Raw genomic sequence first — 12,548 nt, 5'->3', positions numbered from 1 at the left:
AGATCCGATCAGGCCGGAGGTATCAACATATCTGGCGTTGACTTTTGGCACGCTGTTGAGTTCTCAAGGAACGGACGCTTCCTTTGTACTCACCCGAGATAATCTCTCGTGGCTTTCCTCCGGGCGCTTCCCTTCGGTGTTTCCAACACTATCAGGCTTTCCCCGGTGCTTTTGACCACCGTCCTGCGAGCATGCAGAAGGCGATCCAGCGATAGGATCTGATGAGTTGGTTGCTGCCGGGCGAGGACGTGTTGCTTGGCATCGCTCAACCGCAGGCAGAGTCACAACTGTACACGCGGCCGCGGAACGGGTGCAAATCCCTGACGAGTGTGGTCTAGACCTCTATTCGGAACACTCGTGCGGAACCGGTACTTCCTATGACATACGCTGCTGCACAGTGTGCCGTCCGGGACAGGCAGTGACGGCTCGTACAGATCCCCGCCCTGGGAGGCTTCCCATGACCACCGTCTCGTCCCCGCTCGCAGGACGCGCCATCGGCCTGGCCGCTGTGCCCGATCCCGTCTTCTCCGGGGCCATGGTCGGCCCGGGCACCGCCATCGACCCCGTGCGCGAACCCTCCGAGGCGGTCGCCCCCGTCGACGGCGTCATCGTTTCCCTGCACCCGCACGCCTTCGTCGTCGTCGACGACAGCGGCCACGGAGTGCTGACCCACCTCGGCATCGACACGGTGCAGCTCAACGGCGAGGGGTTCGAGCTCCTGGTGAACAAGGGCGACACCGTGGTCCGCGGCCAGGGTGTGGTGCGCTGGGACCCGGCCGGGGTCGAGGCCGCGGGCAAGTCGCCGATCTGCCCGATCGTGGCTCTGGAGGCCACGGCCGAGGCGCTTGCCGAACTGCGTGAGGACGGCGAAGTGAAGGCGGGCGAGAGCCTCTTCCTCTGGAAGTGACGGCGACGCCGTCGTCCGACGGCCGGCAGGACAACCACCGCGGCGGCGGGACCCGCCGCATGATCGGGACGGGTGAGATGGAGACAACGCTGCGAGGCGTCGGGGTGAGCCACGGTGTGGCGATCGGCGAGGTCCGGCACATGGGTACGGCGGTGCTGGAGCCGCCGGCCAAGCAGATTCCGGCCGAGGACGCGGAGCGCGAGCAGGGTCGTGCCCGCAAGGCCGTGGAAGCTGTGGCCGCCGATCTCATGGCGCGCGGCAACCTGGCCGGAGGCGAGGCCCAGGCGGTCCTCGAGGCGCAGGCCATGATGGCCCAGGACCCCGAGCTGATGGCGGACGTGGAGCGGCGGATCACCGTCGGCAGCACCGCCGAGCGGGCGGTCTACGACGCCTTCGCCGCGTATCGCGCCCTGCTGGCCGGTGCCGGGGAGTACCTGGCCGGTCGTGTGGCCGACCTCGACGACGTGCGGAACCGTATCGTCGCGCGGCTGCTCGGGGTGCCGATGCCGGGTGTCCCGGACAGCGACGAGCCGTACGTCCTCATCGCGCGGGATCTCGCGCCGGCCGACACCGCGCTGCTGGACCCGACGCTGGTCCTCGGCTTCGTCACCGAGGAGGGCGGTCCCACCAGTCACAGCGCGATCCTCGCGCGGGCGCTCGGCGTGCCGGCCGTGGTCGCGCTTCCCGGTGCGGGCGAGATTCCCGAGGGCACGGTCGTGGCCGTCGACGGGAGCACCGGTGAGGTCTTCGTGAACCCCGACGCCGAGAAGAAGGAGCGGCTGGCGGCGGAGGCGGCCGAGCGCAAGGCGGCGCTGGCCGCGGCGACCGGCCCGGGTGCGACGTCGGATGGGCACAAGGTGCCGCTGCTCGCGAACATCGGCGGTCCCGCCGACGTACCGGCGGCGGTGGAGGCCGGGGCCGAGGGCGTCGGTCTCTTCCGTACCGAGTTCCTCTTCCTCGACGACAGCAAGAACGCGCCGACGGAGGAGAAGCAGGTCTCCGCCTACCGGCAGGTGCTGGAGGCGTTCCCCGAGGGGCGGGTCGTCGTGCGGGTGCTGGACGCCGGCGCGGACAAGCCGCTGGACTTCCTGACCCCGGGCGACGAGCCGAACCCGGCGCTGGGCGTGCGGGGTCTGCGGACGCTGCTGGACCACCCGGACGTGCTGCGGACGCAGCTGACGGCGCTGGCGAAGGCCGTTGAGGGGCTGCCGGTCTACCTCGAGGTCATGGCGCCGATGGTGGCTGACCGTGCCGATGCCAAGGCGTTCGCGGACGCCTGCCGCGAGGCCGGGCTGCGGGCGAAGTTCGGCGCGATGGTGGAGATCCCGTCGGCCGCGCTGCGTGCGCGCTCGGTCCTCCAGGAGGTCGAGTTCCTGTCGCTGGGCACGAACGACCTCGCGCAGTACACCTTCGCCGCCGACCGTCAGGTGGGTGCGGTGTCCCGGCTGCAGGACCCGTGGCAGCCTGCGCTGCTCGACCTGGTCGCGCTGTCCGCCGAGGCGGCGAAGGCCGAGGGCAAGAGCTGCGGAGTGTGCGGTGAGGCCGCGTCGGATCCGCTGCTGGCGTGTGTGCTGACGGGTCTGGGTGTCACCTCCCTCTCCATGGGTGCGGCGTCGCTGCCGTATGTGCGGGCGACGCTGGCGAAGTTCACGCTGGCGCAGTGCGAGCGGGCCGCCGCGGCCGCCCGGGCGGCGGAGAGCGCCGAGGAGGCGCGCAACGCGGCTCAGGCGGTGCTGTCCGGCGAGTAGGGCCGGGCGGGGCCGCGGCTGTCGCTGTGTGCGGGGCGTTCCACCTCCGGGTGGGGCGCCCCGCGGTCGTCAGTGGTGGTGTCCCGGCGGCAGGTGGTCGTCTCCGAGGTCGGGCGGAGCGCAGTAGTCGACGTTGGACTCCGGGGAGATGAGTCCGCCGTTCTCGACGTCGGTGCAGTACGCGTCGAACACCTCGCCGGCGGTGAGGGGTTCGAGGCCGTATCCGCGCAGTCGCCAGCCGTGGATGCGGTCGGGGCCGCTCGCCGGGCTGATGCGCATGACGAGTCCGCCGGGGCTGTGGGTGGCGAGACCGAGGGCGAGGACGCTGGTGAATTCGAGGGCCTCGGCCTCGTCGAGGTGTGGGGAGCCGTCGATGTCCTCGTCGGCGTGCAGGACGGAGACGAGGTCTTCCGGGGCTCCCGAGACGCTGCACACCAGGTGCCGGTTGCCCGGTGGAGCCGTCCGCAGGACCTGGAGCAGGAGGCGCGAGGCTCGGGTGAAGGCGGCTCGGCCGAGGTCTTCGCCGCAGGTGGAGCAGGTGCCGAGGCGGGCGAGCAGGGTGGCCGCGTACTCCCAGGTGGCCTGGCGGACGGCTTCGTCGACCAGGGCCGGCAGCAGGTCGGTGAGGGGCTGGCCCTCGTACGGGACGGTGGGTCCGTTGGTGGCCAGTTCGGCGGTGAACCGGGTCCGGCTCGCGGGGGCGTCGGGGTCGAGGCCCGCCGTGGTGCAGTAGTCGGCGTACTCCTCCGGGTCGAAGAGGGCGATCGTGGTGTGGGTGCCCTCCGCGGCGCGTGCCCTCAGGAGGGCTTCGACCTGGCGGAGATAGGCGGCGTGGTCGTGGAACGTGAAGCTGCGGTAGCGCCGCATGGCGCGGAAGTCGTGTTCGTCGGTGAGCAGTCCGATGGTGCCCGCGATTTCGCGGCGCAGGACGCGTCGCATGGTCTGGTCGGTGTGCGCCATGTTTCCCCCTGTGCACGGTCGATCAATGCTCACTCACAGTAATCGGCGGCACTGACAACGGCGTCGGGCGGGCGCGGTCGGCCGGCCGCGATCGAGGGCGGCCGGCCGGTCGAGGGCCTGGTCAGGAGCGCTTGCGGGCCAGGTCCTCGTAGAAGTGGAGCAGGTCGAGATTGTCGATGGAGCCGGGGTTGACGGCCTTGTCCAGGGGGGTGCCCTGGAGGAGGCGCTTGACCGGTACCTCAATGCGTTTGCCGGTCAGCGTGTGCGGGATGCCGGGTACCTCGATGACCTCGTCGGGGACGTGGCGCGGGGAGAGCTGTTCGCGGATGGTCCGTTTGATGCGGTCGAGCAGGGGCTCGTCGAGGGTGGTGCCTGGGGCGAGGTGCACGAAGAGCGGCATCCAGTAGCCGCCGTCCGGTTGTTCGATGCCGATGACGAGGGATTCCCTGATCTCGGGGAGCCGTTCGACGGCTTCGTAGATGTCGGCGGAGCCCATGCGGACGCCCTGCCGGTTGAGGGTCGAGTCGGAGCGGCCGTGGATGACGACGGAGCCGCGTGAGGTGAGGGTGATCCAGTCGCCGTGCCGCCATACGCCGGGGTAGGTGTCGAAGTAGCTGTCGTGGTAGCGGCTGCCGTCGGGGTCGTTCCAGAAGCGGATCGGCATCGACGGCATGGGATTGGTGACGACCAGCTCGCCGACCTCGTCGGTGAGCGGGTTGCCCTGGGGGTCCCAGGCCTGGAGGTCGGTGCCCAGGCCCGGGGCCTGGAGTTCGCCGATGTACACGGGAAGGGTGGGGACCGCGCCGGCGAAGCACGAGCACACGTCGGTGCCGCCGCTGACCGAGGCGATCCACAGGTCCGCGCCGTTCTCGGCGAACTCGTCGTGCAGCCAGCGGAAGCCGTCGGGCGGGAGCGGGGAGCCGGTGGTGGCGACGCACTGGATGCGGGAGAGGTCCAGGTCGCGGGCCGGGTGGACGTCGGCCTTGCGGCAGGCCATGACGTAGGCGGCGGAGGTGCCGAAGAGGGTGGCGCCGGTGCGTTCGGCGACGCGCCACTGGGCGTCCGTCGCCGGGAATCCGGGGCTGCCGTCGTAGAGGACGATCGTCGTTCCGGTGAGCAGGCCGGAGACGAGGAAGTTCCACATCATCCAGCCGGTCGACGTGTACCAGAAGAAGCGGTCCTCGGGGCCGAGGTCGCAGTGCAGCCCGAGCTGTTTGAGGTGTTCGACCAGGATGCCGCCCTGGGACTGGACGATGGCCTTGGGCAGGCCGGTGGTGCCGGAGGAGTACAGCACCCACAGGGGGTGGTCGAAGGGCACCTGTTCGTAGACGGGTTCCGTGTCCGCGCCCGTCAGGGTGGTCCAGTCGAGCGCTCCCTCGGGGGCCTCGGTGCCGAGCAGCGGGATGTGGACCACGGCGCGCAGGGTGGGCAGTTCGCGGCGGAGTTCGGCGACGGTGTCGCGGCGGTCGTGTTCCTTGCCGCCGTAGCGGTAGCCGTCGACGGTGAACAGGACGACGGGTTCGACCTGCTGGAAGCGGTCCAGGACGCTGCGGGCGCCGAAGTCGGGGGCGCAGGAGGTCCAGACGCCGCCGACGGCCGCGGTCGCGAGGAGGGCGACCACGGCCTGGGGGATGTTCGGGAGGTAGCCGCTGACGCGGTCCCCGGGGCGGACGCCGAGGGCCCGCAGTTCGGCGGCGAGGGAGCCGACCTGGCGGCGCAGCTCGCCCCAGGTGACCGGGACGGTCTCGTGGGTCTCGTCGACGTGGAGGAGGGCCGGTTCGTCCGCGCGGGTGGCCGCGGCGCGCAGGGCGTGCTCGGCGTAGTTGAGGGTGGCGCCGGGGAACCACTGGGCTCCGGGCATCGAGCGGTCGCCCAGTACGCGCGCGTAGGGGGTCGAGAAGCGGACGTCGAACCATTCCGTGACGGCTTTCCAGAAGGTTTCCGGCTCGTTCACGGACCAGCGGTGCAGTGAGGGGTAGCCGCCGTCGGCGGGGGCGTCGTGGTGGTCGGACGCCCAGGTCTGGAACCTGGTGATCCGCGCCTGGGCGACGCGCTGGGGGTCTGGCTGCCAGAGCGGCTGGGGGGTGACGGTCGACATGGGCGGCTCCCGGACTGTGCGCGTCGTGTGCGTCCTCCGCGCACGGGCTGGGGTGTGCGCGTGACGCGGCTGACACGGACGATGCCATGTGATCGACTTCCGCACCAGGGCGCGCCCCACATAGTCGGTGTCGTGAAGATGTGGTCCCGTCACGGGTGAACGGCAGTTGAACGACGCCCCTGGGCGCGCTCGGCGATGGCAGGGTGAGCAGCATGGACGGTCGTGACCTGGTGCGTTCGATGAAGACGTTCGGTTCGGCGGGGGCGGCGCAGGGGTTGCGTGGCGTGCGGGCGGCGTGGCGCCGGAGGCTGGCCGATGCCGCGGGACTGCCGCCGCGGGGTACGGAGCGAGCGAGGGTGCCGGGGCCGATGCGGGAGGTGGAGCCCGGACCGGGAGGTGGGGTGATCCGGTTCGGCCGCTCGGAGCTGCGCATCCTCGTCGCCGTGAACGGTGCGGTCTTCTGGGGCTGGGACGGGGCCGGGCCGGAGCCGTCGTACGCGTTGGCCGGCCGTTGTCCCGAGCCGGATCCGCGCGCGGTGCTGGAGCCGGACAAGGACGGCGGTCGGCGGGTGGTCGCGGAGCGGGCCACGGTGGCCGTGTCCCGGCACGGAGCCGTCGAGGTGCGGACACCGGGGGGCGTGGTGCTGCGGCGTGAGCTGCCGCCGCGCTGGTGGGAGCCGGCCGAAGGCGGGCCGGCGCGCTGGACGCAGCGGTCGGAGGTGGCGGCGGACGCCCGGTTCTTCGGGCTCGGCGGGCGGTCCGCGGGGCCCCGGCTGCGGGAGGGCACGTACCGGCTGTGGAACACCGACTCGGGCCTGTCCTCACTACCGGGCCCGGACCCGTTGTCCGTCACGATGCCGGTGCAGTTGGTGGTGGCCGACGCCGGGACGCATCTGGTCTTCCACGACAGCACTTGGGACGGCACGGTCGACCTGCGGGAGGGCGAGGAGGGGGCGGGCTCCGGGCACGACCGGCCGGGGCGGAGTGTGCTGCGGATGGACGGTGGTCCGCTGCGGTGCTGGGTGATGGTGGGTACGCCCGCGCGTGTGCTGCTCGCCTGGGCCTCGCTGACCGGGGCGCCCGCGTTGCCGCCGTCGTGGGCGCTGGGTCACCATCACGCTCTTTGGGGATCCGGTGACGAGGAGGAGGTCCGGCGTGTCGTCACCGGCTACCAGGAGCGCGATCTGCCGCTGGACGCGGTCCACCTGGGCATCGGTCATGCGGACGCCCACCAGGTGTTCACCGTGGACGAGGAGCGGTTTCCCAAGCTGCCGGTTCTCGCCGAGGAGCTGCGACGGGACGGGATCCGGCTGGTGTCGGTCGTGGAACCGGCGGTGCCCGCCGTGCCCGGCAACCCGGTGTACGACGGTGGGACGCGCGAGGACGTGTTCGTCCGGGAGTCATCCGGGCCGGTCGTCCGGGGTGTGGCACGGGCCGGGGACGTGGTCTTTCCGGATTTCACCCACGCGCGTGGGCGCGAGTGGTGGGGCGACCGCTACGAGGAGCGGCTGGGGCAGGGGTTCGCCGGTGTGTGGCACGACCTGAACGCGCCGACGTCGTTCGCCGCCTTCGGGGAGCCGACACTGCCGCGCTCGGCCCGCCACTGGCTGGAGGGCAGGGGCGGGGACCACCGGGAGGCGCACAACGTCTACGGCCTGTGCATGGCCCGCGCCGCGTACGAGGGACTGCGGGCCCTGGTGCCCGGAGAGCGGCCGTTCGTCGTCTCGCGCTCCGGGTGGGCCGGGCTGCAGCGGTACGGCGGCACCTGGTCGGGGGACGTGGCCACGGGTTGGCCGGGCCTGCGGGCGTCGCTGGCGTCGGTGCTGGGTCTCGGGTTGTGCGGGGTGCCGTACGCGGGGCCGGACGTGGGCGGGACCGACGGGAATCCGTCGTCGGAGCTGTATCTGCGGTGGTTCCAGCTGGCGGCACACCTGCCGTTGTTCCGCACCCACGGAGGGCCTCGGGCCGGGCGCAGGGAGCCGTGGGAGTTCGGGGCCGAGGTGCTGGAGCACGCGCGCGTGGCGCTGGCCGAGCGGCGTCGGCTGCTGCCGTACTTCGTGACGCTGGCGCATCTGGCCCGGCGTACGGGTGCGCCGTACGTGCGTCCGCTGTGGTGGTCGTCGCCGGAGGAGCGGGCGTTGCGGGACTGCGAGGACGCGTTCCTGCTGGGTGACTGCCTGCTGGTGGCGCCGGTGCTCGATCCGGGTGCGGACCGGCGTGCGGTGCAGTTGCCGCGGGGGCGGTGGTACGACGTGGTGACGGAGCGGGCGTACGAGGGGCCGGCGCAGGTGCTCGTGGAGGCTCCGTTGGCGCGGATCCCGGTGTTCGCGCGCGCGGGGGCGGTGGTTCCGGTGCGCGGGGAGGACGGGGCGCCGGAGTTGGAGGTGTGGGCGCCCGCGCGGGGGCAGACCGGCGGTGGGCTGGTCGTGCGGGACGCGGGCGACGGGTGGGTGGAGCCGGAGATCGAGCGCTACGTGTCGCGCTGGGAGGGTGAGCGGGTGGTCCTGCGGCGCGAGGGCGGAGACGGGGCCGGGGAGCCGCTCCGTCCCGTGCGTGTGCGGGGGACGGCCGAACGTCCGGCTCAGAGGTAGCGGCCCTCGAACCAGGACCGTACGGCCCTGGTGTGGAGCGGGAAGGCGAGCTCCTCCGACCGGCGCAGAAGGTGCCAGCCCTCTGTCTCGTCGGTGGCGTGGGAGGTGGGGAGGCTTTCGACCGGACGCTCGGGGAGGGAGCCGAAGAGCAGCAGATGGCCGTCGGGCGAGCTCATGGCGTCGGCGAGCCGTACGTCGTGGCTCGCCGCGTCGATGCCGGTCTCCTCCTTGAGTTCGCGGACGACGGCCTGCCGCCAGTCCTCCCGGTCGTCGATGTAGCCGCCGGGCAGGGCGACGCCTCCGCGCGCGGGGGCCACGGTGCGGGTGATGACCACCAGGGCGGTGCCCTGCGTGTCGTACACGGGCTGGAGGGCCACCGCGACCGGCAGTGGGTTGCGGTAGGCCACGGTGCCGCAGGCGGGGCAGGTGCGGGGCCAGCCGGAGACGCCCTCTCCGTAGGGCGTGCCGCAGCTCGAACAGTGTGAATTCGGCGCGGAGTTGGGAACGGAGGTTTGAGTTTCGGACACGCGGCGGACTGTATCCGATTCGCGGAGCGGGCGGCTCCGGCAGCCCGTTCAGCGGCGGCCGGTGAGGGACCTGCTGGAGACCGGGAAGTCGAAGTAGGTGTCCGGGTAGGGCTCGGGCTTGTACGTGAAGTGCCACCACTCCTCGGGGAGGTTTACCAGGCCCACGTCCTCCAAGGTGTCCTTGAGCAGGAGGCGGTTGGCGCGCTGGGTGCCCTGGATGCGGGGGTCGAGGGTGTGGGAGCGGGTGTCGAAGCAGTCGTATCCGGTGCCCATGTCGACGGAGTTGTCGGGGAAGCGTTCGCCCTGCGGAGCGAAGCACGGCACCAGGGGCTGTCCGGGCCGGTACGGCGGGGTCGGCTTCGCCGGGAGCCGGACGATCGTCAGGTCCATGGTCGAGCCCCGGCTGTGGCCGGACTTCTCCGCGATGTAGCCGTCGTCGAAGAGGCGGGTCTTGTCGACCTCGGGGTAGAACTCGGCCTTCATGGCCTGGTCGTCGAGGTCCTCGGCCCAGCGGACGAAGTGGTCGACGGCGCGCTGCGGCCGGTAGCAGTCGTACACCTTCAGGGAGTAGCCCTGGCGCAGCAGCCGGGTCTGCGCCTTGTGCAGGGCCTTGGCGGCGGGGCGGGTCAGGATGCACAGCGGTTGACGGTAGCCGTCGATCGGTTCGCCGACGAAGTTGTGCGGGGTGACGTAGCGGATCTCCTGGATGATCGTCGGATCGACGCTCCTCAGGGCCACGAAGTTCTCCGGGGCCCTCGGTTCGGGCCCGGCCTGCGCGGTGGCGGGTACGGCCGTGACGGCAAGCAGGGCGGCGAAGACGGTGGCCAGAGCGCGCAGCGCGGTCGAGAGTCGTGTCATGTTCCCTGCATCTATCAGGATCGCCTCCCGTGAGGGAAGGGGGCGGTCCGGCGACGCACCGCGCGTGTGCGGTGCCGGTGAGCCGGAATCCCGCGTGAACGTCTCATGAACTGGGCCCGCGTGGGTGCCGGCGAGGCGATCCTGCTCCCGTGCGCTCCTGGACGGATCCTCTCCGCTTCGCCTTCCAACCGGTGGTCAATCTGATGACCGGCGGGGTCGCGGCGCTGGAGATACTGGCCCGCCCGGAGAGCGGCGACATTCTGGCCGAGGCGCGCCGCGACCCGGAACTCGACGGCCGCCTGGCGGTGTCGGCGCTGCGCGCGGCGGTGCGCAAGGAGACGCTGCTGCCGCTGCACGTCAACGTGTTCGCGGGCACCCTCGCCGACCTGGGTGGGCTGCAGCCCCTGCACGACGCCGTGCGGGAGGCCGGCCGGATGCCGTGGGAGGTGACGCTCGACGTCTGTCCGCCGTACACCCACGTGCCGCGGCAGGCCCTGCTGGAGGCGTTGGCCGTGCTGCGGGGCCAGGGGTTCCGGATCTGCGCGGACGGGGTCGGCGACGGGGACGCGCCGCTGCGGCTGCTGACGGACCTGGCGCCGGAACTGGTCAAGCTCGACGCGTCGCTGCTGGCCAGACCGGCGGCCGTACGGGCGATGCGGGTGCTGTGCGACGAGATGGGGGCGCTGCTGTCCGTCGAGGGGGTCGAGACGGAGACGCAGTACGCCGTCGCGCGGGCGGCCGGGGCGCAGTGGGCGCAGGGAGAGCTGTTCGCGCCGCCGGCCCGGTTGCCCGCGGCGGACGTGTACGTTCCGTCCGGCCCGCCCGGCGTCGTACCGGCGCCGCGTTCGGGGCCGTCGGTACGGCAGTTCGTGCGGCCGGCCGCGCTGCTGCCCGTGACGGCCTCGGCGGGTCAGGTGCGGGCCCTGCTGACCGGGTCGCCCGACGTGTCCGGGGCGCTGCTCGTGGACCGCGACGGCGTGCCGGTGCGGTCGGTGCACCGCTCCCGCTTCCTGCTGTCCATGTCGGCACGCTACGGGCACGCGCTCTACGCCGACCGCCCGGCCGCGAAGCTGGGCGACGCGCCGCGGACGGTGGGCGTGGACGCGACGGCGTGGGAGGTGCTGGACGTGGTGGCGGTCGGCGGCCGGGGCCGTACGTCGGACGACGTGGCCGTGGTGGACGCGTACGGGCGGTGCGTGGGCGTCGTACGGCTGGCGGACCTGGTGCGGGCACTGGCCGAGAGCCGGGTGGAGGAGGCGGCCGGGCTCAACCCGCTGACCCGGCTGCCCGGTTCGGACGCCATCACGGACGAGGTCGACCGGCGGATCGCGGACGGGCGGGCGTTCGCGCTGAGCTGGCTCGACGTGGACCACTTCAAGCAGGTGAACGACGGGGCCGGATTCGCCGCCGGCGACGAGTTGATCCGGTCGGTCGGGCAGGCGCTGCTCCGGTCGGCGAGGGGGACCACGCGCGTGGGACACATCGGCGGGGACGACTTCCTGGTGCTCACCGACCCGGACGGGCTGGATCCGCTGGTGGCGTCCGTGCTGGACGTCCCGTGGTCGGCCGGCGGGCGGCCCGTGACGCTCTCCCTCGCGACGGTCCTGAGCGCCCCGGGCACCGTGCCGGACCACCGGCAGGCCGCGGCGGGCCTGGCACCGCTCAAGAAGGCCGCCAAGGCGTTGCGCGGCGCGAGTTGGGTGCTGGGCCGGGCGGGCGCTCCGGGGCACGAGGTCCGGCGCGGCTCGGACCGGTCGGCGGCGCCCGCCGGCTGAGCGGACGCCCGCCGCGCCGGCGGCCGGGCATGCCGTCGGCCACGCGCGCGTGTCGGCGTGTCGCCGCAACCGTTGCCGTCGGCCACCTTGACGCTCCCGGGACGCCGGTGAACACTTCCGGTGTCAGTCGACATCGCCGTACATCTCGGCGTATTCCGGCACTGCGTCGCGCGGGTTCCCCGGTGCTCGGGGGCCCGCTCCCCCACGGGCGGTTCGGCTGCTACGGCACGCTCGTCACCCACGCCCCCGCGGCGGAACTCGCCATGGGAACGCACCCCGCACGTGAGGACCGGGGCCGACCGTCCCGGGCCAGGGCCTAGGAGCCGCCATGAGCAACGGAGACATCTTCGTCGGCGAGATCATCGGTACGGCGATCCTCATCCTCTTCGGCGCGGGTGTCTGCGCCGCCGTGACCCTCCGGTACAGCAAGGCGCGGGCGTCGGGGTGGGTGGTGATCGCGTTCGGCTGGGGGTTCGGTGTGCTGGCGGGCGCGTACACCGCGGCGCCGCTGTCCGGCGGGCATCTCAACCCCGCCGTCACCATCGGGATCGCCGTCGACACCGGCGAGTGGGGCAAGGTCTGGATCTACCTCCTCGGACAGCTGGTGGGGGCGATGCTCGGCGCCGTCCTCTGCTACCTCACCTACTTCGCCCAGTTCCAGGCCAACGTCCGTCAGACCGGCACCACCGAGGGCACCGCGGACGAGCCGATGCCGACGCTCGGCATCTTCTCCACGATCCCGGAGATCCGGAACCCGGTCGCCAACCTGGTCACGGAGATCATCGCGACCGTCGGGCTGGTGCTGCCGATCCTGGCCTTCGGACTCACCGAGGGGCTCGGCGAGTCCGGGACGCTGGTGCTGATCGTCGCCCTGCTCGTGGTCGGCATCGGCCTCTCCCTCGGCGGACCGACCGGTTACGCCATCAACCCCGCGCGCGATCTCGGTCCGCGCATCGTGCACACCTTCCTGCCGATCCCCAACAAGGGCACCTCCGACTGGGGTTACGCCTGGGTCCCGGTGGCCGGGCCGCTGATCGGCGGGGTGCTCGCCGGGTTCATCTACAACGTGGCCTTCTGAACGGCT

At 72.3% G+C, this 12,548-nt stretch carries 9 protein-coding genes; 5 read left to right on the top strand and 4 right to left on the bottom strand.

What is annotated here, in order from left to right; translation table 11 throughout:
- Positions 1-457: 457 nt before the first annotated feature.
- Positions 458-907, top strand: coding sequence for a PTS glucose transporter subunit IIA (locus tag ACGF3J_RS34700; RefSeq protein ID WP_161327968.1), 450 nt, complete (start codon positions 458-460; stop codon positions 905-907).
- A 77-nt stretch (positions 908-984) separates the two neighbouring features.
- Positions 985-2,655, top strand: coding sequence for a phosphoenolpyruvate--protein phosphotransferase (gene ptsP / locus ACGF3J_RS34695; protein WP_161327970.1), 1,671 nt, complete (start codon positions 985-987; stop codon positions 2,653-2,655).
- Positions 2,656-2,724: 69 nt separating this feature from the next.
- Here the strand turns inward: ptsP and ACGF3J_RS34690 are convergent, their stop codons facing one another.
- Both ACGF3J_RS34690 and ACGF3J_RS34685 read right to left on the bottom strand, forming a co-directional pair.
- Positions 2,725-3,615 carry a hypothetical protein gene (locus ACGF3J_RS34690; RefSeq protein ID WP_161327969.1) on the bottom strand — a complete coding sequence of 297 codons (891 nt, stop codon included), beginning with the start codon at positions 3,613-3,615 and terminating at the stop codon, positions 2,725-2,727.
- A gap of 121 nt (positions 3,616-3,736) precedes the next feature.
- The gene (locus ACGF3J_RS34685) at positions 3,737-5,713 is read right to left on the bottom strand and encodes an acetoacetate--CoA ligase (RefSeq protein ID WP_161327405.1); all 1,977 of its coding nucleotides are present in this window, start codon (positions 5,711-5,713) and stop codon (positions 3,737-3,739) included.
- Between the two features lie 212 nt (positions 5,714-5,925).
- Between ACGF3J_RS34685 and ACGF3J_RS34680 the strand changes: the two genes are divergently transcribed.
- Entirely contained in the window at positions 5,926-8,304 is a 2,379-nt protein-coding gene (locus tag ACGF3J_RS34680) for a glycoside hydrolase family 31 protein (RefSeq protein WP_161327404.1), read from the top strand.
- Here the strand turns inward: ACGF3J_RS34680 and ACGF3J_RS34675 are convergent.
- Together ACGF3J_RS34675 and ACGF3J_RS34670 are read right to left on the bottom strand one after the other, a co-directional pair.
- On the bottom strand, positions 8,295-8,831 hold the full coding sequence (locus tag ACGF3J_RS34675) for an NUDIX domain-containing protein (protein ID WP_161327403.1): 537 nt from the start codon (positions 8,829-8,831) through the stop codon (positions 8,295-8,297). The genes ACGF3J_RS34680 and ACGF3J_RS34675 overlap by 10 nt on opposite strands.
- Before the next feature lie 48 nt (positions 8,832-8,879).
- The gene (locus ACGF3J_RS34670) at positions 8,880-9,689 is read right to left on the bottom strand and encodes a M15 family metallopeptidase (RefSeq protein ID WP_161327402.1); all 810 of its coding nucleotides are present in this window, start codon (positions 9,687-9,689) and stop codon (positions 8,880-8,882) included.
- 149 nt (positions 9,690-9,838) lie between these two features.
- Between ACGF3J_RS34670 and ACGF3J_RS34665 the strand changes: the two genes are divergently transcribed.
- Together ACGF3J_RS34665 and ACGF3J_RS34660 are read left to right on the top strand one after the other, a co-directional pair.
- Complete coding sequence (locus ACGF3J_RS34665) at positions 9,839-11,464, top strand: EAL domain-containing protein (protein WP_393855564.1); 1,626 nt, start codon at positions 9,839-9,841, stop codon at positions 11,462-11,464.
- 328 nt (positions 11,465-11,792) lie between these two features.
- Positions 11,793-12,542: an MIP/aquaporin family protein gene (locus tag ACGF3J_RS34660; protein ID WP_161329005.1), complete on the top strand. Its 750-nt coding sequence runs from the start codon at positions 11,793-11,795 to the stop codon at positions 12,540-12,542.
- The last annotated feature ends 6 nt before the right edge of the window (positions 12,543-12,548 follow it).

Origin of the sequence: Streptomyces sp. NPDC048171 (assembly GCF_043202655.1) — a bacterium.
Classification (GTDB): Bacteria; Actinomycetota; Actinomycetes; order Streptomycetales; family Streptomycetaceae; genus Streptomyces.
Note: the sequence above shows the minus strand (reverse complement) of the source record. Positions and strands in the feature narration are given on the sequence as shown.